Here is a 26,051-nt window from a genome sequence, read left to right as displayed (position 1 = left end):
TATTTAGCCAAAGGATTTATTAGTCTTCTTCATACTTTTAAATCGCGCAACTAAATAACAATTAAAACGAAGAACATTATGGCAATATTAAATTTTCAAAAGCCTGACAAAGTAATCATGATTGATTCTACTGAATTCGAAGGGAAATTCGAGTTTAGACCATTAGAACCAGGATACGGATTAACAGTAGGTAACGCACTTAGAAGAGTTTTATTATCTTCTTTAGAAGGGTTTGCAATTACTTCTATTAGAATAGAAGGTGTAGATCACGAATTTTCTACAATTACAGGTGTAGTTGAAGATGTTACAGAAATGATTTTGAACTTAAAGCAAGTTAACTTTAAGCGTCAAATTGATGAAGTTGATAACGAATCTGTTTCAATTTCAATCTCTGGACAAAATCAAATTACTGCAGGTGATTTTCAAAAATTTATCTCAGGATTTCAAGTATTAAATAAAGACTTAGTGATTTGTAACTTAGATCCTAAAGTTAATATTAATATGGAAATCACTATTGAAAAAGGTAGAGGATATGTTCCTGCTGAAGAAAACAAAAAAGCTTCTGCACCAATTGGAACAATCTTCACAGATTCAATTTATACGCCTATTACAAATGTTAAGTATAGCATAGAAAACTTTCGTGTTGAGCAAAAAACCGATTACGAAAAATTAGTTTTTGAAATTCAAACAGATGGTTCTATAGCACCAAAAGATGCTTTAACAGAAGCAGCAAAAATATTAATTCACCACTTCATGTTATTCTCTGATGAGCGTATCACATTAGAAGCCGATGAAATTGCTCAAACAGAAACTTATGATGAAGAATCTCTTCACATGAGACAACTATTGAAAACTAAGTTAGTTGATATGGATCTCTCTGTACGTGCATTAAACTGTTTAAAAGCTGCAGAAGTAGATACTTTAGGAGACTTAGTATCTTTCAATAAGAATGACTTAATGAAGTTCCGTAACTTTGGTAAGAAATCTTTAACAGAGCTAGAAGAACTAGTAAATGTTAAAGGTCTTAATTTCGGAATGGACTTAGCAAAATATAAATTAGACAAAGATTAATTTTTAACAATCATATTTTGCTCCTCGATTTACGAGTTTGGTAGCAAGATGATAAAACAAACGTCATGAGACACGGAAAGAAATTTAACCATTTAGGAAGACAAACAGCGCATAGAAAAGCAATGTTAGCCAATATGGCATGTTCATTAATTGAGCACAAACGTATCAACACAACAGTTGCAAAAGCAAAAGCTTTAAAGCAATTTGTTGAACCAATGATTACTAAATCAAAATCTGATACAACACATAACAGACGTATTGTTATGGCTAAATTAAGACAAAAAGACGTCGTAACTGAATTATTCAGAGATGTAGCCGTTAAAATTGGAGATCGTCCAGGTGGTTATACAAGAATCATCAAATTAGGAAACAGACTTGGTGATAACGCTGATATGGCAATGATTGAGTTAGTAGATTACAACGAAATCTACAATGCAGGTAAAGTAGAGAAGAAGACAACGAGAAGAAGTCGTCGAGGAGGCTCTAAACCAGCAGCTGCTCCTGTTGAAACTAAAGCAACTAACGAAGAAGAAGAATAAATGTTAATAAGCATTTAATATATAAAGGATAATCTATTTTAGGTTATCCTTTTTTTTATAGATTTTTGTGAAACTATTTTGGGCGTTACTTTTTACGCATACCTACAAGGTTTTTAAACCTTGCAGTATCGCAAAAAGTCAGGCTTTCGGCAGTCGCTCTCTTTGAGGAGCTCCAACAAATGCCTCAATCCTTAACGCAGGAGAAAATTATATCATATTAGTAACAACTAAACAAACAACAACATTACAACATACGCAACAATGAAATACCAAAAACGTAAAAAGGCTTTAATCCTACTCGCAGACGGAACAATTTTTCACGGTAAATCAATAGGCAAAGAAGGAACAGCTTTTGGTGAAGTTTGTTTCAACACAGGAACCACTGGTTACCAAGAAATCTTTACAGACCCATCGTATTATGGTCAGTTAATGGTAACAACCAATGCACATATTGGTAATTATGGTACAAAAGATGAAGAATCTGAGTCTGATGCTACTAAAATTGCAGGATTAATTTGTAAAAACTTCAGTTTTAACTACTCACGTCCAGATGGTGATAAATCATTAGAACAATTTTTAGAAGATAATAATCTTCTAGCAATTTCTAATGTAGATACAAGAGCATTAGTAAGTCATATTAGAGATCATGGTGCTATGAATGCAGTAATCTCTACAGATGTTGAACATGTTGAAGGCTTGAAGAAGCAACTTTCCGAAGTACCAAGTATGGAAGGTCTAGAATTAGCATCAAAAGTGTCTACCAAAGAGCCTTATGTCTTCGGAAATGAGAATGCTACCTATAAAATCGCAGCATTAGATATTGGGATTAAAAAGAATATTCTACGTAATCTTGCAAAACGAGACGCATACATTAAGGTGTTTCCATACAATTCAAAATTTGAAGATTTAGAAGCTTTTAAACCAGATGGTTACTTTTTGTCTAATGGACCAGGTGATCCAGAACCTTTAGTAGAAGCTCAAGCGGTTGCTAAAGAAATCATAAAAAGAGATTTACCCTTATTTGGTATTTGTTTAGGTCATCAAATTATTGCTTTGGCAAACGGGATTTCAACATACAAAATGCACAATGGTCATAGAGGAATTAATCATCCTGTAAAAAACCTAGTGACCACAAAAGGTGAAATCACGTCTCAAAACCATGGATTTGCCATAAACAGAGAAGAAACTGAGAATCATCCAGATATTGAAATTACTCACGTACACCTTAATGACAACACAGTTGCTGGAATTAAAATGAAAAACAAAAACTGTTTTTCAGTACAATATCATCCCGAAGCAAGTCCTGGACCAAATGATGCTGTCTATTTATTTGACCAGTTTATTGAAAATATGAAAAAGAATTAATACTAAAAAAGCAATGAAATATGAAAATCATTGCTTTTTTTATTATACGAAAACATTGTAGTTAAGATTTATTGTAATTCTCAGTTCTGTTAATTCCAAATAGGCTAACTATTTCGTAAATTTGTTTCTAACATCCTGTAAGGCGTCAAAAACCCTGTAGGTATTTTAAAAGTCGGAAAATATTTTTAACTATTGAAATTTTAAAAATGAGTTCTCGGCATCGCTAGAACTGACAGTTTCAGTTTTATTTAAACAATTACTAACACATTTAAAACATATACAATGAGCATTATAATAAACGTTCACGCAAGACAAATTTTAGATTCAAGAGGTAATCCTACAGTAGAAGTAGATGTAGTTACAGAAAATGGAATTATGGGAAGAGCTGCAGTGCCTTCTGGAGCGTCAACTGGAGAACATGAAGCTGTAGAATTAAGAGATGGTGGAGACGCTTACATGGGAAAAGGAGTGACTAAAGCTGTTGACAATGTAAATTCAATTATTGCTCAAGAATTACTAGGAGAATCTGTGTTTGATCAAAATAGAATAGATCAATTAATGATTGATTTAGATGGTACAAAAAACAAATCAAAATTAGGAGCTAATGCTATTTTAGGAGTGTCTCTTGCCGCTGCAAAAGCTGCTGCTGGAGAATTAGGAATGCCATTATATAGATACGTTGGAGGTGTTTCTGCAAATACATTACCAGTGCCAATGATGAATATCATCAATGGTGGTTCACACAGTGATGCGCCAATTGCATTTCAAGAGTTTATGGTGATGCCAGTAAAAGCAAAAAACTTTACACATGCGATGCAAATGGGAACAGAGATTTTTCATAATCTTAAAAAAGTATTACATGATAGAGGTTTAAGTACTGCAGTTGGTGATGAAGGTGGATTTGCACCAAACTTAGAAGGCGGAACAGAAGATGCGCTAGAAACAATAGCTAAAGCTGTGGCAAATGCAGGATACAAATTAGGTGATGATGTTATGATTGCTCTAGATTGTGCTGCTGCAGAATTCTATAAAGACGGAAAATATGATTACACACTTTTTGAAGGTGAATCAGGTAAAGTACGTACAAGCAAAGAACAAGCAGATTATTTAGCCGAACTTTCAGAAAAATATCCAATCATTTCTATTGAAGATGGAATGGATGAAAACGATTGGGACGGTTGGAAATACCTTACTGAGCAAATTGGTGATAAAGTACAATTAGTTGGTGATGATTTATTCGTAACTAACGTAGAACGTTTATCAAGAGGAATTAATGAAGGCATTGCTAATTCTATCCTTATTAAAGTGAACCAAATTGGAACGTTGACTGAGACGATTTCTGCAGTAAATATGGCGCACAATGCTGGTTACACTTCTGTCATGTCTCATCGCTCTGGAGAAACTGAAGATAACACCATTGCCGATTTAGCAGTAGCTTTAAACACAGGTCAAATTAAAACAGGTTCTGCTTCTCGCAGTGATCGTATGGCAAAATACAATCAGTTATTGCGTATTGAAGAAGAGTTGGATACTGTAGCTTATTTTCCTGGAATGAATGCATTCAAGATTAAATAATAACATTTTAAAAATAAATACAAAACCTACTTGTTATCTCAAGTAGGTTTTTGTTATTCAGAGCAAAGCGAAGAATCTTTGAGCTAGAAATTCTTCAGTCATAAAAAACTCCTTTTAAATGACAGGTATAATTTAAGTACTTTATGGGTTGATTAATCAAAAACTATAAACCAATCCATTAGTTAATTCAAACTGAGTCTTAGGAATATCAGAACTCACAGGAATAGCGTCATAGAAATAATTAAAATTAGTCTTAAAGGCCAAGTTTTTATAGATTTCGAAAAGTAAAGCCGTATTACTAGAGAACCTATAGTCACTAAATACATCTATTTTAGGCTGATAATAGCTCGTACTAATAATGCTTATCGTATTGGTAGGGTATAAACTAAATGATAAATAGGTACTTGCTCTAATGTCATTTTGTACGCTATTGGTAATCACATCAGCAGCTTTTTCATATTCGTACATAATTAAGGTTCCTAAATAAAATCTATAATTATCACTTTTTGTGAGTTTAAAACGTGGTCCAGTACCAATCAAACCTCTAAAATTAATTTGAGAAATGGCATCGTATTGAGCCTGCGCAAATACTTCCCATTTTACACGCTCAGAAATTTTTCTGTTATAACGTAAATGCTGCGTGCCACGATTTATTAAATCGTTATCTTCTATTTTTTCAAACTTTAAATCATTAACAAATAGCCATAAATTAATTTGATCGTTATATTGCACATGAGCCTTATTGGCAATTCTGAAAAGATCATTCTTGTTTTTTATGAGCGAAACATCTAGACCTACAGAGCCAGTCCATTTCGCAGAATCTGAAGCTTTTCGTAAGGTTTCAACGTTGACAACTTGAGAAAAACTTGAAATGCTCAAAAAGAATATTAAATAGGAAATTTTAGACATACCAATATAAATTTTACGACAAAAATAAATAATCACAAGGAGTTGCTATAATGAAGCATGACAAATATGATTATAGCATATTTCCGAAGAAAAGAATTATATATTTTATCAATACAATAATTGTTAAAAGCATTGTAAATGTACTTCGTAAATCATAAGATATTTCGTAAATTAGCATTCCGCATAAAAAATTAAATTTTAATAAAATCTTATAATAAATGTCAGATAAAGCTACACTAGAAATTAATGGAAATAAATATGATTTTCCATTAGTTACAGGTACAGAAAATGAAGTCGCAATAGATATCAAAACGTTAAGAGGTGTCACAGGAGGTGTAACTACAATTGATCCTGGATATAAAAACACTGGATCTTGTGAAAGTGCTATAACCTTTTTAGATGGAGAAAAAGGAATTTTAAGATATAGAGGTTACTCTATTGAAGAGTTGGCAGAAAAAGCAGATTTTCTTGAAGTTGCTTACCTTTTAATCTTTGGTGAATTACCAAATACTGAAGAGCTTGAAAAATTTCATTCAGATATCAAAAAGCATGCTGTTGTAGATGATGATATTAAAAAGATATTAGATGCATTTCCTAAGTCGGCTCACCCAATGGGAGTTTTAGCTTCACTAACAAGTGCTTTAACAGCTTTTAATCCTACATCGGTAAATGTAGATTCTGAAGAAGAAATGTACAATGCTATTGTAAGAATTTTAGGAAAGTTTCCAATTTTAGTGGCTTGGACAATGCGTAAAAAGCAAGGTATGCCTCTAGATTATGGTAGCTCATCATTAGGGTACGTAGAGAACATTTTACAAATGATGTTTAAGCGTCCAGATGAAGAGTATAAGCAAAACCCTATATTGGTTAATGCGTTAGATAAATTATTAATTCTTCATGCAGATCATGAGCAAAATTGTTCTACATCTACAGTAAGAATTACAGGATCTTCTCATGCAGGATTGTTTGTATCATTGTCAGCAGGAATATCTGCACTTTGGGGACCATTACATGGTGGAGCCAACCAAGCCGTTTTAGAAATGTTAGAAGACATTAAAGAGGATGGAGGCGATACTAAAAAATATATGGCTAAAGCTAAAGATAAAAGTGATCCTTTTAGATTAATGGGCTTTGGGCATCGTGTGTATAAAAACTTTGACCCAAGAGCAAAAATTATTAAAGTTGCTGCAGAGGAAGTTTTAGGAGACTTAGGTGTTGAGGATCCAATTTTAGATATTGCCAAAGGACTATCTGAAGAGGCTTTAAAAGATCCATATTTTGTAGATAGAAAATTATATCCAAACGTAGATTTCTACTCTGGTATTATTTATAGAGCTATGGGAATTCCTGTAGAGATGTTTACAGTAATGTTTGCTTTAGGTCGTTTACCAGGTTGGATTGCACAGTGGAAAGAAATGCGTATGAGAAAAGAACCAATTGGACGTCCACGTCAATTATATGTTGGTGAAACATACAGACCATTTAAAGATATAAGCGAAAGATAAATTTTGCAAAATTGTAATACAAAGCTCCACTCATTTTAGTGGAGCTTTTTTTATATTTGTACTATGATAAAACTCCATGTAAAAAATGAAACTTCTCGTTTACGAGCGGTTGTTCTAGGCACAGCAAAAAGTAATGGTCCAACACCAACTGTTGCTCAAGCTTACGACCCTAAATCTTTAGAACATATTAAAGCAGGCACTTATCCTGTAGAGGAAGATATGATTAAAGAAATGGAAGCTGTTGCACACGTTTTTAAAAAATATGATGTTACCGTTTATAGACCAAAAATCATAGAAAATTGTAATCAAATTTTTAGTAGAGATATTGGTTTTGTGATAGATGATGTTTTTGTAAAAGCCAATATTTTACCAGATCGAGAAGAAGAGTTAGATGCCATACAATATATTATAGAGCAAATGCATCCTGAGAAAGTGATTCGTCCTCCAGAAGACGTTCATATAGAAGGTGGAGACGTTCTCGTTTGGAATGATCATATATTTATTGGCACTTATCGTGAGCCAGATTATGCCAATTATATTGTGGCACGAACAAATGTAGAAGGAGTAGATTATATCGCTAAACAGTTTCCTCATAAAACAATTAAGAGCTTTAATTTGCGTAAATCACAAGTGAATCCAAAAGATAATGCGTTGCATTTAGATTGTTGCTTTCAACCTATAGGCAAAAACAAAGCGATTTTGCATAAAGAAGGTTTTCTAGAAGAAGAAGAGTATGAATGGTTGCTTAATTTCTTCGGAAAAGAGAATTGCTTTATCATCTCGAAAGATGAAATGTATAATATGAATAGCAACGTTTTTTCAATTTCAGAAGAGGTAGTTATTTCTGAACAAAATTTTACGAGATTAAACACCTGGTTAAGAGCGCAAGGCTTCACAGTTGAAGAAGTGCCTTATGCTGAAATTGCTAAACAAGAAGGATTATTAAGATGTAGTACCTTGCCATTGATTAGAGATTAGTATTTTAAAACTTACTTTTTTACTGAAATCATTTTAGGGTTTATATTACAACTCAATTTCTGTTTCAATAGCGATCGAAAATTGAACACCTGGATCAATCCTTTTATAGCTTGATTTTTGTGTGATATCTAGTGATTCATTTTCTAAATCAGGAAGTCCTAACCATGGTTCGATACATACATAATCTGCACCTGGTTTTGACCATAATGCTAAGTGCGGATAGTTTTTAAAGCTAACAATAATTCCTTTTGTCTTATTTTTTTTACGCAGTCTCACCCAATTATAGTCAATGTTAGTAAATATTAATGCGTCTTCATTAAATAGCGTATTTGAAAGCGGAAGTACACCATTTATAGTTTCTATATCTCGTTGGTGATGTGTGAGTAATCCAGAGGCTCCTAATGTATTTGCTTTAAGCTCTTGATGAGTAGGAAACTCAATAACATAGTCAGATAACTTTGTAGAGGCATTTAAGGGGCACGCATAAGCGGTATGTCCTCCACAAGAAAAATACATTGGCTTCGTATCTCTATTTTCAATCAAATAGTTCATAATTAAGCGGTGCTCAAAAAGGGTATATACAATTGAGAATGAAAACTTAAAAGGATATTGTTTAAGCGTTTCATTAGAGTTTGTAAGGTTAAAAACACACTTAGAAGTGCCTTGCTGCTCAAAACTAAGTGCGTTGTTGTGTCTTATAATTCCATGTTTTGGCATTGTGTATTCTTTACCATCATAGCGTAATTTATCGTCTTTTATTTTTCCAATAGCAGGAAACAATACAGGAGAACTGCTTCCCCAAATGGAGTTGTCTATTTGCCAAATATATTCCTCATTACTACTCTTATTTTTTAAAGACCTAATCTCTGCACCATTGGAGGTAATGTTACAAATGAGATGTTCGTTTTCGATAGTATGAAGCATAATTTAATTGTTATTGTATATATAAAAATCCAGCTTAATTGAAATGTAAAAGGTAAACAAAAATAGTTTATATACTGAAATGGCTAATTAAGAAGGTTTATTAAGTTGCAGTAGCTCAATATTGTTTTGAGATTAGGACTTTATTGTTGCTCATTATTCTCAATATAATATCTTAAGTTTTTGTTGCGCTTCAACTTTGATATTTCCAGTATTTATAAGTGTATTGTCAATATGATGATTGTTTTTTTCTCCCTATAATATTACAATAAATTCTACAGGATTATATTTAAAAGTAGTGTTTTCAATATATGCATTTATAATACCTCTTGTTTTAATTAAGATATCACTTTTTTCGTCTTCACCACAATCAGTGAAGGTACTGTTGGTGATAGTTAAAACGTCACTAATTGTTGATTCATCGCAGCCATCTCTAAAGAAATGAATGACATTGCTTTGCACATTTGAGAATTCACAATTGTTAATCGTTACCATTTCTGCATTATAATCACCTCTTAAATTTGCCGCAAGAACGATACCATTAGAGCAATTTTTAACAGTTGTGTTTTCAAAAGGGATAGTATCTCCAAATGAACCTTGATAAGCTTTTATCACCTCATTAAAATCTTGGATATCACAATTTGTAACAGAAACATTATAAGCAGAAGTCATATGTTCTTTTAATAGAGTAAAAACTTATTACCTTTTATTCTCAGGTTTTTTAGTTTGATATTTCCGTAGGAATTCTTTTCAAATGCAAGAGTATCTAGATCATTAAAGAACACTAATAGTGCTTTGTTAGCAGAATCTTTTGAGCCTATTGTAATTGCTTTATCAATTAAAATACAAGCTTTAAAAAATAAAAAGAGGTGTAAAAACAACCATTAATATATAATCTATTAATCTATCACAATAGTTTTTACAAAACGCTTGTTGCCAATTTTAAAAACTGCAAAATAGTGTGCAGAGGCCATGTTGTTTAGATCAATTATTTGACTTTGCTCACTAAGTGTTGTCTTATAAACTTCTTTTCCTAAAGTATTAATGATTTTAAAGTCAACGACTTGTTGCAAGGGCTTTATAAATTTAATCGTGATATAATTACTTGAAGGATTAGGAGAGATACTTATCATCTCATTATAGTGTTCCTCTTCTTCAAGGCTCAAGGCTTCAAAAGCAACAGCAAATTCTAGAGCAGCTCCTAGTGATCCTTTTATTACTTCAAAAGCATAAGCAACATCCATATGAGCTAAATCATCGTCTATAGTATGATTTACTGGTGACACATTGCTCTCGTATAAACCAGTGATGATGTGACCATTATTTTCAAAAGGAATATAATCTGAAGCGTAAGCATTTGATATTTCGGTATCTAAATTTGAGTATAATTCTATTAAAGTTGCTAAGCTATTAGTGGCTGCATTTGAAGCTTCGTTGTTTGATTGCGGATTAGTTAAATCACGCTCACAAACAACTTTGTTATTTGTCATACCATTAACGCCTCCAACTTCATCAATATTAAAAACGAGTTTGATATCTAAATTTTGCGGAATCACCGTGTTATTCACATAATAGTTGCTACCAATTAAACCATCTTCTTCTCCAGAAAAGTGAATAAATTTAATAGAGTATTCGGTATCTACATTTTCTAATAGTCTTGCGAGTTCTAAAAGCAGAACGGTACCTGTGCCATTATCGTTGGTTCCTGGTCCATTAATAGTATCATAATGGGCATCAATAATTAAAAAAGTATTTGGATATAATGTTCCCGTTTTGGTTACAATAATATTATTACTTGTTCCTGCGGAATAGGTAAAAGGCTGTAAAACCACATCTGTATAACCTAGCGATTGATAACGAGCAGTGATCCAATTTTCGGTATTTGTTAACGCATTCGATCCTACGGTTTTGATTCCAAAATTCTCAAAAGCTGTTAAATCATTAAGAATATTTTCTTGGGATGTATTGGCTACAATATTGGCGTAAAACGGATTGTAGGATTGTGCGTTGGTGACATGGAAAGGTAAAAGTGTAAGAAGTAAAACGATGATTTTTTTCATGTATTAAGCTTTTAATATTCAAATTCTATTTTCTATATAAAAAATAGTTGTTTACCAAATCGATATAAATGCGCTTGGCTTCATCTTCGGAAACATCTTTAATTTGAAATAGTGCATTTGTTTTAAATGCATTGATAATGGGTTTTCTACTGCTAGGTCTTTCGTAATTGTTACTCGCTTTTTTATAATAGGCATATAACCGCAAGAGCATATCTGCGGGAAAGGGATCAGTATGTGCATTGATGCGTTCTACTGCTTTTTCAAATTCTATGTCTAGCTCTTTAGAAGTCATTTTTTGTGGCAATCACAGTTTCGCCTCCTTTTACTTTTTGATTTAATTCTACTTTAATATCTGCATCTAGTGGCAAAAATACATCTACTCGAGACCCAAACTTTATAAAACCTGAATCTGATCCTTGCACAGCTTTATCATCTACTTTAGCATAATTTACAATACGTTTAGCTAAAGCTCCTGCAATTTGTCTATACAGCACTTTTCCGAAGTGATCGTTTTCTACAACAACTGTTGTACGTTCATTTTCTTCACTAGATTTTGGATGCCAAGCTACAAGAAACTTTCCTGGATGATATTTTGAGAATGTTACATTTCCGCCTATAGGATAGCGTGTCACGTGTACATTAATGGGTGACATAAATACAGAGACTTGAATGCGTTTTTCATTGAACACTTCTTTCTCAAATACCTCTTCTATGACTACCACTTTCCCATCTACAGGCGAGACTGCAGTATATTGGTCTAAGGACGTTAATCGCTTTGGGTTTCTAAAAAATTGGAGAATTAATACTAATAAAAATAGCATCCCAATCATGAGTAGCAATCTTAACCATGATATATCGATAAATCGATCAATCATTAGTATTGAGCCAATGACGATGACTAGTGTAATGAGAATTATTTTATAACCTTCTTTATGAAACATAAGTAATGAGTCTTAAATATAAAAATATAAATGGTGCCGCAAAGATAATACTATCTAATCGATCTAATAAACCGCCATGTCCAGGCATAATTACACCACTGTCTTTTACGTTAGCTTGACGTTTAAATTTTGATTCTATTAAATCTCCAAGGGTACCAAATACACTTACAATAATTCCTAGAATTAGCCAATGTGTAAAGGTAAGTGTTTCTGTAAAATACCAAATGAAATAACTTGCAATGCAAGCAAAAAATAGACCGCCAAGAAAACCTTCAACGGTTTTTTTAGGTGAGATACTTGGAAATAGTTTTTGTTTACCAAAATTTTTACCAACTAAATAGGCAAAAGTATCATTGACCCAAACTAAAATAAATGAGCCAAGAAGGAGTAGAGGAGTAAACGTTTGCTCAAGGTTTGCGATACCTATTAAAAATACAAAACCACTAGTGAGATAGAAGGTTGTAATGATAAAACGTTTAGAAATAAATAATGGAATCTTTTTTTCTGAAAATAAATCTTTAATAAGTATTAGCTGAACAAATATGGTAAGGACTAATAGTATTTGAATGGCTTCATTGAAACCAGTTGAGGTATTAACGATGCTATTCCAATAAGCAAACCCAAAATATAGTATTGATAAAACAATGTAAGGTAGTATACTTTTTAATTGTATCAATTTTTTGAATTCTGTCATGCAAATGATTCCAAAAATAAAAAAAAGTGCAATAGTTGTGTGTTGCCAATATAGTGATCCGATTAGAAGGCAAACGTATAACAATCCTGAGATAGCTCTTGTAAAAGTTTCTTTCATTTATAGATCTTCTAGAAGCAATAAATATAAGTTTTTTGAGCTGCTTCCGTAGGTAAGGAAGTCTTTGTCTTCTATCGTTTTAAAATGTTTGATAGTCGTAATATTTGTAGGAATTCTTTCTTTGTTTTTACCTTTAATGCCTCTTAGTCCTTCGCCTATGGTTTGCACAAATTGGCTAGTCGTTGCATAGATGACAAAGTTATCAGGTAATTCTTTTAATTTCTTTTCAGCTATTTGATTAGATGAGATAAGTAAAGAGCCATCGTCTGAAATTAGGTATTCGCATGTGGAAAAGAAAAATGAACTTTCTGATATTCGTTTTGTTTGATCTAAATTAAAATTGTTAAAAAGGTTTTCTAATTGCGAGTCAAACATTAACACTTTGTCATTTTCCCATTTATTTTCTTCTAAAATAGATTTTAGTGAACTTTGTATTTCTTGCATATTTTCACAATACAAGAATTTCCCACCGTTTGCTTTAAAATTAATAGTGAATTGTTCGTCAACAGGTAGCTTGATTTCAGGCATGTATTTGCCTCGCTGTTCGCTTTTTATGTTGTCTTCAGGTGTACTTTTTAAACCGAAGATTTTACGAAATAGACTCATGTATAGGGATAGCTATTAACCTAATTGAATTAATGTATGTTTCAAATATAAAAAAACTTAAATTAATGGAAGTCAATTTAAGTTTTTTATAAGAATTTTGATGTAAGAAATTTATTCCTCTTCGTCTGTTTTCTCAGATTGTAATAAACGTTCTTCAATTTGTTTTTGAAAAGGACGCTCACCAAATATTTTTTCAAGGTTATCTTTAAAAATAACTTCTTTTTCAAGGAGTACTTCAGCAAGTTCTGTGAGCTTATCTTTATTGTTTTCTAATAAGGTAATAGCACGTTGATATTGCTTTTCAATAATATCTGAAATCTCTTTATCAATTAACTCTGCAGTTTGTTCACTATAAGGTTTAGTAAACCCATTTTCTTGACCTGAAGAATCATAGTAGGTTAAGTTACCAACTTTATCACTAAGACCATAAATAGTTACCATAGCTCTGGCTTGTTTAGTTACTTTTTCTAAATCACTAAGCGCTCCTGTAGAAATTTTATTAAAAATCACTTTTTCTGCAGCTCTACCACCTAAAGAAGCACACATTTCATCTAGCATTTGTTCAGGGCGCACAATTAAGCGTTCTTCTGGTAGATACCAAGCAGCTCCTAATGATTGACCACGAGGCACTATTGTTACTTTAACTAAAGGCGCAGCGTGTTCTAACATCCAACTTACAGTGGCATGACCAGCTTCATGATAAGCAATTGCTTTTTTCTCTTCAACAGTTACAATTTTATTTTTCTTTTCAAGACCTCCAACAATACGATCTACTGCATCTAAAAAGTCTTGTTTGTCAACAGCTTTTTTGCCATTTCTTGCAGCAATTAAAGCAGCTTCATTACAAACATTTGCAATATCAGCTCCCGAAAAACCTGGTGTTTGCTTTGCTAAGAAATCTACATCTAATTTTTCGGCTTGTTTAAGTGGTCTTAAGTGAACTTCAAATATTTCTTTACGTTCTCTTACATCTGGTAGATCAACAAAAATTTGTCTATCAAAACGTCCAGCACGCATTAAGGCTTTATCTAAAACATCGGCTCTGTTTGTTGCTGCTAAAACTATAACGTTAGTATTAGTGCCGAAACCATCCATTTCTGTAAGTAATTGGTTAAGTGTGTTTTCTCTTTCATCATTAGAGCCTGAGAAATTACTTTTACCACGAGCACGACCAATAGCATCAATCTCATCAATAAATATAATAGCAGGTGATTTTTCTTTAGCTTGCTTAAATAGGTCTCTTACACGCGAGGCTCCTACACCAACAAACATTTCTACAAAATCTGATCCTGATAATGAGAAAAAAGGAACTTTAGCTTCTCCAGCTACAGCTTTAGCTAATAGTGTTTTACCAGTACCTGGTTGTCCTACTAAAAGGGCTCCTTTAGGGATTTTTCCACCAAGAGATGTATATTTTTCTGGGTTTTTTAAGAAGTCTACAATTTCTTGTACTTCTTCTTTGGCACCTTCTAAACCTGCAACATCTTTAAATGTGGTTTTTACGTCTGTTTTTTCGTCAAATAGCTTGGCTTTAGATTTTCCAATATTAAATATTTGTCCGCCAGCGCCACCGCCTCCACCACCTGACATACGTCTCATGATAAAGATCCAAACCCCTATAATTAAAATGAACGGTAATAATGAAAACAGGAGATTTCCGAAGAGATTCTCCTCTGTTTTAAATGACACAGGAGTGACAATGTTAGGGTCATTTTCTTTTATTTTTGCAATGTCCTCTTGAAATAATGTCAGATCTCCAAACTCAAAGGTGTAGTTAGGCAAAGGTGATACCTGTGGTAATATACTTGTTGGCTTAGAGGTTTTATGTATCTCTTTATCTTGAGCTTCTTTTGTTAAATACACACGAGCTTCGCGATCATTAATGATATCTAATTTATCAACATCTCCTTGAGCCAAATAATCCAAAAATTGTGTTGGATTTATTTTTTTTCCTTCACTGCTGCCCATTCCAGAAAATAACTGGATTCCTAGAAAGACTGCGATTACAAGTCCATAAATCCACCAAGAATTAATCTTTGGTTTTTTACTTAAATTTTTATTGTCTTTTGCCATGTATGTTGTACCGTAAATTCGGTTTTTTAATTTTTAATAACTTGATTCTATTTGTGTAGTTTTAGCATCACCCCAAAGACTTTCGATATCATAATATTCACGTATATGCTTTTGAAACACATGAACAACAATATTGACATAATCTAATAATACCCATTCAGCATTGTCGCTTCCTTCAACATGCCAAGGGTTGTCTTTAAGTTCTTTACTAACTTTTTTCTGAATTGAATTAACGATGGCGTTTACTTGTGTATTAGATGTACCTTCACAGATTACGAAGTAATCACAAACTGTATTTTCAATTTCTCTAAGATCTAAAATTGTAATTTCTTTTCCTTTTACATCCTCAATACCAGCAATCACTGTACTTATGAGTTGATCTGGACTTGTATTTTTTTTCGCCATTAAATTGATTTAATTTTGTGCAAAGTTATTATTTTTTTACTTCTTATAAACGCTTATTCGTCATAAGAAAATTATAATTTTTTTTAACACATTATTATGCATATTATCAAACTTAGTGCCATCGATTCTACCAATACGTTTTTAAGACAATTGAGTAGTAAAAAAAAGGTGCCTAATTACACAGTTGTTGTTGCAGAATCACAATTAAAAGGGCGAGGCCAAATGGGAACTACTTGGGATTCTCAATCTGGTAAAAACCTTATGGCTAGTGTGTTTGTAGATGTTTCACATTTGACTATAGATTATAGTTTTTGGATTAGCATGGTAACCTCGTTAGCCTTATCTCATACTTTAAAAGACTTCCAAATACGAAATGTAAAGATTAAATGGCCAAACGACATTTTGGCAGACCAGAAGAAAATTTCTGGAATTTTAATTGAGAATGTCATAAAAAATAATGCACTTCAAGCTACAATTATTGGTATCGGTCTTAATATTAATCAAGTCCATTTTGCTAATTTACCCTTAGCATCTTCGATGTTAAATGTTTCTGGTACACATTTTAATATTGATAATGTGCTACTAAAAGTTATTGAGCGCTTAAAGTATTATATGTCGCTTTTAAAAGAACAACGATTTGAGGAACTTAAAAAGTTATATGAAACCGAATTATTTAGAAAAGAAAAACCTTCTACATTTAAAGATGTAGAAGGCGTTTTGTTCTCTGGTTTTATAAAAGGAGTTTCAAATTCTGGTCATCTACAAGTGTTATTAGAAGACCATATTTTAAAAGAATTTGACTTAAAGCAAATACAACTCCTGTATTAGATTGCAGTTTGCATATTTGTAACTAAAGTTTCTATAAATTTGCTAATAGGTCCTTTAATCATCATTCCCATCATGGCATTGAATTCACCTTCGAAAACAAGGTCTACTTCACTTTTATTTGGTTCAGGCTCAGTAATGTTTGCAGTTAATGAAAAATCTAATTTACCACCTGCAGCTCCTAAAACTATTTTGTTTGGCGCCACAGCTTCTTTCTTTTTAAGAACAATTTCTGGCATTCCTTTAAGTGCAAATAGAAATTTATCTGTGTCTAACACCTCAAATTTACTAATGTTGTCAGGCATTAGTTTTTCAAAGTTTTTAACATCTGATAAAAAATTAAATGTTTCTTGAGTAGATTTGTTTATAGTTGTTTTAGGTGATACTAATTTCATGTGTATACTATTATTGTTTATGATGTTATAATCAAATAGCGTTCCATTCACTTGGATTTGCATTCCAAAGTGCCAAAACCTCTTGTTCTTTTGCTGTAATGTATTTTGTGTCTAGAGCTTGCTCTAATAGGTTATCATAATTACTCAATGTGTGAAGATCGATGTGTGCTTCTTCAAAATTGTTTTTAGCCACTTCAAATCCATATGAAAATATAGCGACCATGCCTTTGACGTTAACATTGGCTTCTTTAAGTGCTTTTACTGCATTAAGGCTACTTTTTCCGGTACTTATTAAATCTTCAACGACAACTACATTTTGACCAGACTCTATAAAGCCTTCAATTTGATTTTGTCGCCCGTGAGATTTAGCTTCAGGTCTTACATAAATAAAAGGTAAACCTAAATATTCAGCAACTAGCATTCCAATTCCAATTGCACCAGTGGCAACACCTGCAATCACATCTACTTTTCCGTAGTGAGATTCGATGTGCTTCGCCATTGTTTCTCTAATGTAATTTCTAATTGGAGGAAATGAAAGTACGATTCTATTATCACAATATATTGGTGATTTCCAACCTGAAGCCCATGTAAATGGGTCATTAGGTTGCAGTTTTATAGCGTTAACTTGTAATAAAACTTCAGCGGTTTGTTTGGCAGTTTCTTTATCAAAAATCATGTTGTAAAACTACGCTTTTTTTGAAAAAGAATTTCAGAAATTAAAATAAAATTAATTTAAAAATAAGCGGTCATCTCTATAAAAATTATACTTTTACTATACTAAATCCTACATATATTAGACGATGCAATATATTTTTGTAAATGATAAGCCAATACTATTAACAACTAAAGTTGAAAAAGAAGATGGTTTTAAAAATTACCTTCTTAAAAGCGTTAATATTGGTAAAGTAATCAAGAAACTAAACTCTACAAATTTAGAAGCTGTTAGACTTATTGGTAAAAATGAAGAAAAACTACTAAGTAAGTTTTTAAAACTGCTGCCAAATGTTATTGCTGGAGGAGGAAAAGTTTATAACTCTAAAGGCGAGATTCTTTTTATATTCCGAAATAATAAGTGGGATTTACCAAAAGGAAAAACTGAAAAAAAGGAAACTATTGAAGAAACCTCATTGCGAGAAGTAGAGGAAGAAACAGGAGTACAAGGTCTCGAAATTGTTAAGCCTCTTGATACAACATATCACATTTTTAAACGTAACGGAAAACATAAAATTAAGGTAACGTATTGGTTTGAAATGAAAACCACATTTGAGGGAAAATTGTTTCCTCAAGAAAATGAGGGAATCTCTAAAGTAGAGTGGCTCTCACCAGAAGCGAGTATAAAGGCATTAGAAAATAGTTACGCTAACATTAAATTTTTAGTTAAATAAATTTGGGTAAACATTGGTTGCTTATTGTTCGTTTAAAGCCCTAATAGTGTTCAAGGAAATACAACCAATTCGTTTCAATACGTTGATAAAAGTTCACAAATTGTGTGTTACCTTCATAAATCTAGTAACAGTCTCAAAAAGTAAATCAGGAAAATTCTAGATTAATCTACTTAACAACGTATACAGGATATTGTAAATGTGACTTCTCATAGTGTGCACTTTGCTTATGTAACCAATCTAGCTGTGCATACCAATTTGCCGCAAAATCTTTATTTAAAGATTTTTTTAAATTAAAATCTATTTGCAATTTTGGATGACTTTTTAATAATTGTAGCGCTTTATCTTCCCATACATAAGGAGAAAACCCTTCTTTTTGTTGTAAGATGGTATCGAAAAAATTCCAGCTAAAAAATGAATCTGGAGCTTGAGGTTCTAAGGTTTCCAATAAATATCTCATGCCATTTTGATTCGTGTCAATACGATAATCTCCTTTATAAAATAGTTTTTGTTCTTCGAAAACATCTAACGCCACATTATAATGAGAATAATGACCTTCATACGCTTGTTTTCTCGTCTCATAGCTTTTAATTTTATAGGACTTAACCGTAACTGTTGTGTCTCTTTTGAAACGAGTCATTTCAATGTTATTCAGTTTTAAAAGTTCAATCACTTGCCACCAACCTTGTGGTATTATATAGGCTTCAGGAATCTCAATATCTAAAGTCGACATCATGTAATTTTTATAAGTCACTGGTTTAGTAAATGGCTTAGAGGCGTCATATTTTAATCGTTTTGCACCTGTAAATTTACTTTCAATCATCGCGCCTTCATAGCCTTTAAAGTTAAGAGTTGAGGTTTTAGTCGTGTCAATCGTCCATTGTAAAGGGTATGTGTTTTTACTACGCAAGGTGGTAATAGCGTTTTTTCGCAAAGCGGAAATGTGCTTACCTTCACTCTCAGTGATTTCTATCATACTTTTCATAAGTTCATAAGTACCTTCAACACGTTGTTTATATGGTTTTAACATATGAGTTTCTACCATCATACCTAAAGTATTCCATAAAGTAGTATAACCTGTAGAATAGCGAGGAGAATCCATAAATTGACTAAAGCCTTCTTCTGGAGTTCTATTAAACACATTAACATAAGGTGTAATATCCCATTCTTTTTTCGCGAGTTTTTGTTCTAATTGTGGCATCATTTTAGTGTGGAGAAAATCTCCTAATTCTCCTCCTAATTTATTATGCTGTGTAAATAAATGCGTTAAAGTATATTGATAATCGGCACCATTGCTTACATGGTTGTCAATAAAAACATCTGGTTTGAGTAAATGAAAGATTTTTGCAAAAGTTCTAGCGTTTTTTGTGTCCGATTTTATAAAATCCCTATTCAAATCAAAATTACGAGCATTCCCTCTAAACCCATAAGATTCGGGGCCGTTTTGATTGGTTCTAGTTGATGAATTTCGATTTAAACTTCCACCTACATTATAGATAGGTATTGTAACTAATACAGTAGATTTAGGCATGCTAATTTTGCCTTGTACAATATCTCTAAAAAGCATCATCGTGGCATCAATACCGTCAGATTCTCCTGGATGAATCCCATTATTAATTAAAAGGATGCGCTTGGAGGTTCTAATTTCAGAATAATTAAAATTAGCATCAGGATTGAGGGTTATGATATGAAGCGGTTTGCCAGAATCTGTGTCACCAATACTATCTATTTTTACTTCGGAAAATGCACTAGCTAAGTTCTCGTAAAATGCAATGGTTTCATTATATGTTGCAGTCTCTAATCCTTTTGATTTTTCAAATTGAGTTGTAAAATCGGGAACATGGTGATTAGAATTTGATGAACAAGACCAAGTTAATACGGTTAAAATGCTAAAAACAAAACAGGTAAGGTGTTGTTTTTTATGTAAGTAGTGAGAATTGTTCATATATTGTTCATTTCTTTATAGTGGTCACTTTTAATTATTTCAAAGTTAAACTAAATTTGATTTATCCTTTTAAACTAATAGCTAAATGAAAGTTTTTATCCTTCCTTATGGGAAAATAAATATCCTTCAAGATAATATTGCCGAAATTATCATTAATCAAGGTATTGTTATGGATACTAAAATGGTAAATCACTACCATGATTTTTTATTAGAAAATTTAAAAAGCCCTTTTTCTTTATTGGTTAATAAAGAACATTCCTATTCTTATAAATTCGATGCGCAACTTCAAATAGCTAACTTAAAAGAAGTTAAGTCTATGGCTGTAGTTATTTATAATTTAAGTGCCGAAATGGGAACTCAAATTCTTATCGACATCAATAAAGGTAACAACTGGAATATAAAGCTATTTAAAGAAAGACAAGAGGCTTTAGATTGGTTGTTAAATGACGCAAATAAAAAAAATGTAGTGTAATTTCTTTACTTATTTTATTTAATTTAGCGGCTTCTTAATTTATACCAATGTCACAAACTACAAATACTATTTTGATGATTCGTCCTGTTAATTTTAGGATGAACGAACAAACTGCAGTTAATAATTATTTTCAAGAAGATCTTGATATCAAAAATGCCGAAATTAACGCAAAGGCGCAAGTAGAGTTTGATCATTTTGTTGATAAGTTGAGAGCGGTTGGTGTGCAAGTTATTGTAGAGCATGATGATAAATTAGCCGATACTCCAGATTCAATTTTTCCTAATAATTGGGTGAGTTTTCATGAAAATGGAGATGTTGGACTTTATCCAATGTTTGCCAAAAATAGAAGGCAAGAAAGACGAGATGAAGTTTTTATAAGACTTGAACAAGATGGATTTAAAATTAATAATATTATAGATTATACAAGCGCAGAAGACGAAGGCTTTTTTCTAGAAGGTACAGGTAGTTTATGTCTAGATAGAACCAATGCAAAAGCCTATTGCGCCTTATCGCCTAGAGCCGATGAAGAGTTGTTTATTGAGTTTTGTGAAGATTTTGAGTATACTCCTGTAGTTTTTACTGCAAACCAAAACGTTGATGGTAAGCGTTTAGCTATTTATCATACCAATGTAATGATGTGCTTAGCCGAGCGGTTTTCGGTAATTTGTTTAGATACAATTGATGACAAAAAAGAACGAAAAAATGTGATCAAAAATCTAAAGCAAGACGGTAAAACAATCATAGAAATTACCGAAAAACAAATGCACCAATTTGCTGGTAATATGTTACAAGTAAAAGGAACTAACAATCAACGATACTTAGTAATGAGTAAAGCTGCTCATGATAGTTTAACTCCAAAACAAATTGCAGATATTGAGAAATTTTGTCCAATTTTATCGAGCTCTCTAGAAACCATTGAAACTTGTGGAGGAGGCAGTGCTCGTTGTATGATGGCTGAGGTTTTTTTACCTAAAAATTAGTCACGTATATTAAATATGTAGCCGCCTTTTTTTGCTCCCCAAATGTGTTCATCTTTGTCGTCAAACCCTCTATCCCAAGAGATGATTTTGTCTTCCATAATTTCAACTTCACTTGTGGCATAAGATGCGCCATAAAGAGAGCTTTCACAGGTTTTGTTTCCAGTTTCTCCTTTAAAATAATTAGGTTCTATACGTTTTAAGATGACTTCACAGCCGTCCTTTTTGATCACATCATCCATAGTAAGTGTATCGAATGTTTCAGGAGATTTCCATTTTCCAATCCAAAGCGAATCGTTCTCTATCGTGTAAATGGCAGAGCTATATAAACTATCATTTAATTGCGAAACTTCGTATATACGCTGCCTATAAGGCTTGTCTTGTTTTGAGCTAAGTGCTTGCTCAACATACAAGAAATTTCCTTTGTCTTTCCAGATGGGATACATGTGAAGCGAAATATTAAAATAGGTAGAATCTACCTGTGATTGAATTTCAGAATCAAAAGATCCTTGCATCAATGCGAAAAGTTCTGGTAAGTGATTGGTAATTATGTTTTCTTCGGAAATTTTAGTGTCTTTGTTTTTACAGCTAAACACAGAAAATAGGAGACTTAATAAAATTAATCTATACATTATAAGTGGTTTTGACAGTGATGAAGATACCAAAAATAATGATATGTGATTAGAGATTAAATAGGTTTAATTATTAGGCTCTATCTTAGGGAGTTCAACATAAAATTTAGTTCCTATTCCAGGCGTGCTTTCTACCCAAATTCTACCATTATTAAGTTCAACTAACTCTTTACAAATTGTTAAGCCTAGACCTGTACCTTTTTCATTACTTGTACCTCTTGTTGTATACGTACCACTTTGAAATAACTTGTCTATATTTTCTCTAGAAATTCCAACTCCTGTATCTTCAATACAAATTAAGCTCTTTCCGTTTAAGTCAGAATTTGAAACCGTAATAGTATCACCAACACGCGTAAACTTTACAGCATTTGTAATTAGGTTTTGAACTACAATTTCAATCATACTTTTATCAGCATAGATAAAATCTCTATGCGACTCATCTATAAGTACAATACGTTTTTGTTCAACTTTTTGTTCAACTAAGCTTATTTTGTTTCTAAAAATATCTTGAATATTAAAAAGTTCAGCTTTAGGTTCTAAGTTTTGCATTTGAGACTTCGACCAATTTAAAAGATTGTAAAGTAATTGAGAAGCACTATCTGCATTTTCACTGAGTTCTGGGACTAGGTCATAAAACTCTTCTCGAGAAATGCTATCTTCTTTTAATAAATCTATAAATCCTTTAATAGAAGAAATAGAATCTTTTAAATCATGTGATACAATTGAAAATAATCTATCTTTTACACTGTTCACTTCTTCAAGATGTTTGGTTTGTTGCGCAAACTCTCTGTTTTTTAGGTTAATTTCTTTGTTCTTATCTCTAAGTTCTTGATTAAATTTTATAGTGTTTTTTCGTTTCAAATAGATTAATAATAATATCGTTGATACAATTAAAAATGCTGCTCCTAAAACATATGAAATTGCTTTAAGCTTTTTAAACTCAATGGCTTCTTTTTCATCTTGCTCTTGTATTGCTATAGTATTAAAGTCTTTAAGATCTTCTACAGGCTCTACTTCAATAGGTTCAGTAATTACAGGAATTACAGGCTGAGTCTCTTTGTCTAGTTCACGTTTTAAATTATAGTATTTGCTTTGCCAAAAAAACGCATTTTGAAACCTACCTTTTGTAGAATCTAGTTGTTTATGTAGGTTGTAGTTTTTAAGAAGTTCTGGCTTATTATCAATTTTAGTAGCAATGGCATAAGCTTCATTCACCTGGATTGTAGCTGTTTTTAAATAACCTTGTTGAATATTTAATTCACTAACAGCATTTAGAGCTCTTAACACTCCATCGTCATTCTTTATTTTTCTATTAAATTTTAAGCCTTGTACTAAGTATTCTGCAGCTTTATCATAATCTTTAAATCGTAAATATTCTGCGCCAATTCGAGGTAATATTTCCCCTTTAAGTGTTTGGTCTGTTTTTGGGTTGAGGAGTTTTAATACTTTTTCGTAGTACTCAATAGCTTTTCTATGTTCTTTTCTTTCAGAATATAATGTAGCAATGTTACGAGTAGACGTTTTAATGCCTAAACTGTCTTTCAATTGTTCTCTAACACCTAGTGCTTTTATATTAAACTCTAAAGATTTATCTACTTGTTGAGTGTTATAATAAGCTTCTGCAAGATTGTTATAAGCAGAGCTTAGTTCGTTTTTAAGATTTTTAGTTTCAAAAATTTGTATCGCAGATAATGAGTTTTGTAAACCAACACCATAATTACCACGCTTAATTTCAATTAAACCAATACTGTTATTTACTTTGGCAATTCCTAAGGTGTCGCCTAATTGACTATAATACCTGCGAGATCTATTATAACCATCTATAGCGTTGTAATAATCTTCATTGTAAGCGTATATTAAAGCTTTATAATAGTTAACTTCTGCAATGCCTTTGGTGTGATTTAAAAACTTAGTTAAGCGTTCTGTATTATCAATATAAGTAAGGGCTTTTTTGTAACTTTTTGCTTCGTAGAGTGCTTTAACTAATCGTAAAGAGGTTTCAACTTTTGATGAGTCTTGTTTTTGATAAGCTAATTCCACAGTAAGACTGTCGATCTCATTTGTTTGGGAAAAACAAAAAAGCGACATACATAAAACAGCTAATGTGATTAACTGCTTCATTTTTTAATTAGGGTATCAACAATTGCAAAATTATTTGCACACGAAACTTCCTTTGTAGCTAGGTAGTTATGGTGTAAAAATAATAGAGTCAATCTCGATAAAGATTGATTATTAAATTTCATCAACGTTTGGGACTTTGATTAATAGCAATTCAAAAATGTGAAAAAAGCTTCTTAAACCCTAATTTTTAGGTTTTAATACCTATAAATTAGTTAAAGTGAGTCTTGAAAAAATTAAAAACATCGACGAATAGATAAACGGTAAAAATCATGGAAAAACAGCACTTTTATCGATAAAATGCATGGCAAAGTTTGTGTGAAATATAAATTACTAGTTGTTAGTTAGTTGTTATTAAATACATCTAGAGCGGGTAAAACCTTATGGTCAAAGTCAAATAGACATTGGTTTTCCCATGCACTTCCGCCAGATACACTTATATCATTATTGGGAAATGTAACCCAGTCTGGAGCCCAATAACAAAATCCTATTCCTCGATGGTCTGGGATATTTTTAATGATAGAAATCAACCATTCTAAATATGCTTTTTGGCCTTCTGGTGTTGGTGAGAATTCTGGTATCGTTTGATTTAAACTTCCAATATAATTAGTTTGGTTGTCGTCCCATTGCAATGTAAAAGGGTAAGCAACTTCTACTAATAAAATATCTTTTCCGAAGGTAATAGCAAGCATATTAAGCGCATTAGCAACAAGGTTGAGGTCTTTGGTTTGGTATTGTGGATAATAGGACAACCCAATAATGTCGAAATCTATTCCAAAAGGTGCCAGTTCATTAAAAAAGTAGGTAGACTCTTCAACATTAGAGTGATGTAACATAATTTTGACGTTACCGTCTGTATCCACTTCCCTAACAGCTCTAATGGCTTCTCGAACTAGAGCTGCATAATTCCCCCAATTGTTAGAAAACGCGTCCCATACTTTTCCGTGATTCCAAAGAAATCCACTATCGGTTTCATTACCTATTTGAATAATTTCGGGCAAGGTGTTTTGATTTTTTAATTGAGTAACAACATCTTTTGTATAAGAGTAAATGGCAGTTCTTAACTCTTCTTGAGTCATATTTTGCCATGCTGCAGGAGGAGTTTGAGTTCCTGGATCTGCCCAAAAATCGCTGTAATGAAAATCTAATAAAAAACTAGAACCAGCATTTTTAATTCGAGTAGCGTAAGCTTTAACATCACTTAACGTGTTTTCTCCATTATGCGATGTATGCCATAGTTTGAGCCTTATGAGATTGGTTCCTTTTGATGTGACAAAGTTTAATAAATCAACAGGAGTGCCATTGGTGTCTCTATAAGTTACATTATAATTCTCTAATTCAGATTGAAACGATAAATCCATTCCTTTATAAAACATAGGTTCTAGATCTGGAGGTGATACCTCTTCATCAATGGTATTATCAGAAGAACTACAAGCAGTAATTAGAATAGATAGCAGTAAAAACATCATATATTTCATATTCAAATGTAACATATTTACATCGTAAATTTAATAAAAAGTCTATCTTTGCAGACTTAAAATCTATA

The 26,051-nt window shown here is 32.2% G+C and carries 26 protein-coding genes; 10 read left to right on the top strand and 16 right to left on the bottom strand.

What is annotated here, in order from left to right; genetic code table 11:
- The first annotated feature begins 78 nt into the window (after positions 1-78).
- The 4 genes from TD29_RS02625 to eno all read left to right on the top strand — a co-directional run bounded on the left by TD29_RS02625 (position 79) and on the right by eno (position 4,550).
- Positions 79-1,071, top strand: a complete 993-nt coding sequence (locus TD29_RS02625; protein WP_040278715.1) for a DNA-directed RNA polymerase subunit alpha — start codon at positions 79-81, stop codon at positions 1,069-1,071.
- Positions 1,072-1,136: 65 nt separating this feature from the next.
- Positions 1,137-1,610, top strand: coding sequence for a 50S ribosomal protein L17 (gene rplQ / locus TD29_RS02620; protein WP_040278714.1), 474 nt, complete (start codon positions 1,137-1,139; stop codon positions 1,608-1,610).
- 261 nt (positions 1,611-1,871) lie between these two features.
- Positions 1,872-2,975 carry a glutamine-hydrolyzing carbamoyl-phosphate synthase small subunit gene (carA, locus tag TD29_RS02615; protein ID WP_040278712.1) on the top strand — a complete coding sequence of 368 codons (1,104 nt, stop codon included), beginning with the start codon at positions 1,872-1,874 and terminating at the stop codon, positions 2,973-2,975.
- A 282-nt stretch (positions 2,976-3,257) separates the two neighbouring features.
- Complete coding sequence (gene eno, locus TD29_RS02610) at positions 3,258-4,550, top strand: phosphopyruvate hydratase (protein ID WP_040278711.1); 1,293 nt, start codon at positions 3,258-3,260, stop codon at positions 4,548-4,550.
- 156 nt (positions 4,551-4,706) lie between these two features.
- Here eno and TD29_RS02605 read toward each other — a convergent pair whose 3' ends face one another.
- Positions 4,707-5,459, bottom strand: a complete 753-nt coding sequence (locus TD29_RS02605) for a DUF481 domain-containing protein (RefSeq protein WP_040278710.1) — start codon at positions 5,457-5,459, stop codon at positions 4,707-4,709.
- A gap of 218 nt (positions 5,460-5,677) precedes the next feature.
- Between TD29_RS02605 and TD29_RS02600 the strand changes: the two genes are divergently transcribed.
- Both TD29_RS02600 and TD29_RS02595 read left to right on the top strand, forming a co-directional pair.
- Entirely contained in the window at positions 5,678-6,964 is a 1,287-nt protein-coding gene (locus TD29_RS02600; protein WP_040278709.1) for a citrate synthase, read from the top strand.
- Between the two features lie 63 nt (positions 6,965-7,027).
- Complete coding sequence (locus TD29_RS02595) at positions 7,028-7,942, top strand: dimethylarginine dimethylaminohydrolase family protein (protein ID WP_040278708.1); 915 nt, start codon at positions 7,028-7,030, stop codon at positions 7,940-7,942.
- A gap of 45 nt (positions 7,943-7,987) precedes the next feature.
- Here TD29_RS02595 and TD29_RS02590 read toward each other — a convergent pair whose 3' ends face one another.
- The 9 genes from TD29_RS02590 to rsfS form a co-directional block, all read right to left on the bottom strand.
- A complete protein-coding gene (locus TD29_RS02590) occupies positions 7,988-8,866 on the bottom strand; it encodes an aldose 1-epimerase family protein (RefSeq protein ID WP_052466953.1) in 879 nt (292 codons plus the stop codon).
- A gap of 252 nt (positions 8,867-9,118) precedes the next feature.
- A complete protein-coding gene (locus TD29_RS02585; protein ID WP_040278707.1) occupies positions 9,119-9,535 on the bottom strand; it encodes a hypothetical protein in 417 nt (138 codons plus the stop codon).
- 227 nt (positions 9,536-9,762) lie between these two features.
- On the bottom strand, positions 9,763-10,923 hold the full coding sequence (locus TD29_RS02575) for a M28 family peptidase (RefSeq protein WP_040278704.1): 1,161 nt from the start codon (positions 10,921-10,923) through the stop codon (positions 9,763-9,765).
- Between the two features lie 25 nt (positions 10,924-10,948).
- Positions 10,949-11,215, bottom strand: coding sequence for an acyl-CoA-binding protein (locus TD29_RS02570; protein ID WP_040278703.1), 267 nt, complete (start codon positions 11,213-11,215; stop codon positions 10,949-10,951).
- Entirely contained in the window at positions 11,205-11,864 is a 660-nt protein-coding gene (locus TD29_RS02565) for a phosphatidylserine decarboxylase family protein (protein WP_040278701.1), read from the bottom strand. The genes TD29_RS02570 and TD29_RS02565 overlap by 11 nt, the downstream gene beginning before the upstream one ends.
- Complete coding sequence (locus TD29_RS02560; protein ID WP_040278700.1) at positions 11,854-12,675, bottom strand: phosphatidate cytidylyltransferase; 822 nt, start codon at positions 12,673-12,675, stop codon at positions 11,854-11,856. The genes TD29_RS02565 and TD29_RS02560 overlap by 11 nt, the downstream gene beginning before the upstream one ends.
- Positions 12,676-13,281 (bottom strand): LUD domain-containing protein, encoded by a 606-nt coding sequence (locus TD29_RS02555; RefSeq protein ID WP_040278699.1) that lies wholly within the window; start codon positions 13,279-13,281, stop codon positions 12,676-12,678.
- Positions 13,282-13,392: 111 nt separating this feature from the next.
- Entirely contained in the window at positions 13,393-15,354 is a 1,962-nt protein-coding gene (gene ftsH / locus TD29_RS02550; RefSeq protein ID WP_040278697.1) for an ATP-dependent zinc metalloprotease FtsH, read from the bottom strand.
- Positions 15,355-15,387: 33 nt separating this feature from the next.
- Entirely contained in the window at positions 15,388-15,759 is a 372-nt protein-coding gene (gene rsfS, locus TD29_RS02545) for a ribosome silencing factor (protein WP_040278696.1), read from the bottom strand.
- A 96-nt stretch (positions 15,760-15,855) separates the two neighbouring features.
- Between rsfS and TD29_RS02540 the strand changes: the two genes are divergently transcribed.
- On the top strand, positions 15,856-16,587 hold the full coding sequence (locus TD29_RS02540) for a biotin--[acetyl-CoA-carboxylase] ligase (protein ID WP_040278694.1): 732 nt from the start codon (positions 15,856-15,858) through the stop codon (positions 16,585-16,587).
- On the opposite strand, the gene TD29_RS02535 is transcribed toward TD29_RS02540, so the two are convergent.
- Positions 16,584-16,979: an SRPBCC family protein gene (locus TD29_RS02535; RefSeq protein WP_040278693.1), complete on the bottom strand. Its 396-nt coding sequence runs from the start codon at positions 16,977-16,979 to the stop codon at positions 16,584-16,586. The two genes, TD29_RS02540 and TD29_RS02535, sit on opposite strands and share 4 nt — an antisense overlap.
- Positions 16,980-17,010: 31 nt before the next feature.
- Entirely contained in the window at positions 17,011-17,655 is a 645-nt protein-coding gene (gene pyrE / locus TD29_RS02530; RefSeq protein ID WP_040278692.1) for an orotate phosphoribosyltransferase, read from the bottom strand.
- A gap of 124 nt (positions 17,656-17,779) precedes the next feature.
- Between pyrE and TD29_RS02525 the strand changes: the two genes are divergently transcribed.
- Positions 17,780-18,364, top strand: a complete 585-nt coding sequence (locus TD29_RS02525; RefSeq protein ID WP_040278691.1) for an NUDIX hydrolase — start codon at positions 17,780-17,782, stop codon at positions 18,362-18,364.
- Between the two features lie 166 nt (positions 18,365-18,530).
- Here the strand turns inward: TD29_RS02525 and TD29_RS02520 are convergent, their stop codons facing one another.
- The gene (locus TD29_RS02520; RefSeq protein WP_052466952.1) at positions 18,531-20,306 is read right to left on the bottom strand and encodes a M14 family metallopeptidase; all 1,776 of its coding nucleotides are present in this window, start codon (positions 20,304-20,306) and stop codon (positions 18,531-18,533) included.
- Between the two features lie 85 nt (positions 20,307-20,391).
- Here TD29_RS02520 and TD29_RS02515 point away from each other — a divergent pair, with 85 nt between their 5' ends.
- Together TD29_RS02515 and ctlX are read left to right on the top strand one after the other, a co-directional pair.
- Entirely contained in the window at positions 20,392-20,778 is a 387-nt protein-coding gene (locus TD29_RS02515) for a hypothetical protein (protein WP_040278690.1), read from the top strand.
- A gap of 47 nt (positions 20,779-20,825) precedes the next feature.
- The gene (ctlX, locus tag TD29_RS02510) at positions 20,826-21,758 is read left to right on the top strand and encodes a citrulline utilization hydrolase CtlX (protein WP_040278688.1); all 933 of its coding nucleotides are present in this window, start codon (positions 20,826-20,828) and stop codon (positions 21,756-21,758) included.
- Here ctlX and TD29_RS02505 read toward each other — a convergent pair.
- The 3 genes from TD29_RS02505 to TD29_RS02495 all read right to left on the bottom strand — a co-directional run bounded on the left by TD29_RS02505 (position 21,755) and on the right by TD29_RS02495 (position 25,998).
- Positions 21,755-22,387, bottom strand: a complete 633-nt coding sequence (locus TD29_RS02505; protein ID WP_040278687.1) for a chromophore lyase CpcT/CpeT — start codon at positions 22,385-22,387, stop codon at positions 21,755-21,757. The two genes, ctlX and TD29_RS02505, sit on opposite strands and share 4 nt — an antisense overlap.
- 66 nt (positions 22,388-22,453) lie before the next feature.
- Positions 22,454-24,508, bottom strand: coding sequence for a tetratricopeptide repeat-containing sensor histidine kinase (locus tag TD29_RS02500; protein ID WP_040278685.1), 2,055 nt, complete (start codon positions 24,506-24,508; stop codon positions 22,454-22,456).
- Positions 24,509-24,849: 341 nt separating this feature from the next.
- On the bottom strand, positions 24,850-25,998 hold the full coding sequence (locus TD29_RS02495; RefSeq protein ID WP_084203372.1) for a glycoside hydrolase family 53 protein: 1,149 nt from the start codon (positions 25,996-25,998) through the stop codon (positions 24,850-24,852).
- Positions 25,999-26,051: the final 53 nt, after the last annotated feature.

The sequence above is a fragment of the Psychroserpens damuponensis genome (genome assembly GCF_000826655.1).
Lineage (GTDB): Bacteria > Bacteroidota > Bacteroidia > Flavobacteriales > Flavobacteriaceae > Psychroserpens > Psychroserpens damuponensis.
Note: the sequence above shows the minus strand (reverse complement) of the source record. Positions and strands in the feature narration are given on the sequence as shown.

Coding starts and splice junctions, on each gene's coding strand:
- TD29_RS02625 (WP_040278715.1), top strand. CDS start 79: ATGGCAATATTAAATTTTCAAAAGCCTGACAAAGTAATCATGATTGAT.
- rplQ (WP_040278714.1), top strand. CDS start 1,137: ATGAGACACGGAAAGAAATTTAACCATTTAGGAAGACAAACAGCGCAT.
- carA (WP_040278712.1), top strand. CDS start 1,872: ATGAAATACCAAAAACGTAAAAAGGCTTTAATCCTACTCGCAGACGGA.
- eno (WP_040278711.1), top strand. CDS start 3,258: ATGAGCATTATAATAAACGTTCACGCAAGACAAATTTTAGATTCAAGA.
- TD29_RS02605 (WP_040278710.1), bottom strand. CDS start 5,459: ATGTCTAAAATTTCCTATTTAATATTCTTTTTGAGCATTTCAAGTTTT.
- TD29_RS02600 (WP_040278709.1), top strand. CDS start 5,678: ATGTCAGATAAAGCTACACTAGAAATTAATGGAAATAAATATGATTTT.
- TD29_RS02595 (WP_040278708.1), top strand. CDS start 7,028: ATGATAAAACTCCATGTAAAAAATGAAACTTCTCGTTTACGAGCGGTT.
- TD29_RS02590 (WP_052466953.1), bottom strand. CDS start 8,866: ATGCTTCATACTATCGAAAACGAACATCTCATTTGTAACATTACCTCC.
- TD29_RS02585 (WP_040278707.1), bottom strand. CDS start 9,535: ATGACTTCTGCTTATAATGTTTCTGTTACAAATTGTGATATCCAAGAT.
- TD29_RS02575 (WP_040278704.1), bottom strand. CDS start 10,923: ATGAAAAAAATCATCGTTTTACTTCTTACACTTTTACCTTTCCATGTC.
- TD29_RS02570 (WP_040278703.1), bottom strand. CDS start 11,215: ATGACTTCTAAAGAGCTAGACATAGAATTTGAAAAAGCAGTAGAACGC.
- TD29_RS02565 (WP_040278701.1), bottom strand. CDS start 11,864: ATGTTTCATAAAGAAGGTTATAAAATAATTCTCATTACACTAGTCATC.
- TD29_RS02560 (WP_040278700.1), bottom strand. CDS start 12,675: ATGAAAGAAACTTTTACAAGAGCTATCTCAGGATTGTTATACGTTTGC.
- TD29_RS02555 (WP_040278699.1), bottom strand. CDS start 13,281: ATGAGTCTATTTCGTAAAATCTTCGGTTTAAAAAGTACACCTGAAGAC.
- ftsH (WP_040278697.1), bottom strand. CDS start 15,354: ATGGCAAAAGACAATAAAAATTTAAGTAAAAAACCAAAGATTAATTCT.
- rsfS (WP_040278696.1), bottom strand. CDS start 15,759: ATGGCGAAAAAAAATACAAGTCCAGATCAACTCATAAGTACAGTGATT.
- TD29_RS02540 (WP_040278694.1), top strand. CDS start 15,856: ATGCATATTATCAAACTTAGTGCCATCGATTCTACCAATACGTTTTTA.
- TD29_RS02535 (WP_040278693.1), bottom strand. CDS start 16,979: ATGAAATTAGTATCACCTAAAACAACTATAAACAAATCTACTCAAGAA.
- pyrE (WP_040278692.1), bottom strand. CDS start 17,655: ATGATTTTTGATAAAGAAACTGCCAAACAAACCGCTGAAGTTTTATTA.
- TD29_RS02525 (WP_040278691.1), top strand. CDS start 17,780: ATGCAATATATTTTTGTAAATGATAAGCCAATACTATTAACAACTAAA.
- TD29_RS02520 (WP_052466952.1), bottom strand. CDS start 20,306: ATGAACAATTCTCACTACTTACATAAAAAACAACACCTTACCTGTTTT.
- TD29_RS02515 (WP_040278690.1), top strand. CDS start 20,392: ATGAAAGTTTTTATCCTTCCTTATGGGAAAATAAATATCCTTCAAGAT.
- ctlX (WP_040278688.1), top strand. CDS start 20,826: ATGTCACAAACTACAAATACTATTTTGATGATTCGTCCTGTTAATTTT.
- TD29_RS02505 (WP_040278687.1), bottom strand. CDS start 22,387: ATGTATAGATTAATTTTATTAAGTCTCCTATTTTCTGTGTTTAGCTGT.
- TD29_RS02500 (WP_040278685.1), bottom strand. CDS start 24,508: ATGAAGCAGTTAATCACATTAGCTGTTTTATGTATGTCGCTTTTTTGT.
- TD29_RS02495 (WP_084203372.1), bottom strand. CDS start 25,998: ATGTTACATTTGAATATGAAATATATGATGTTTTTACTGCTATCTATT.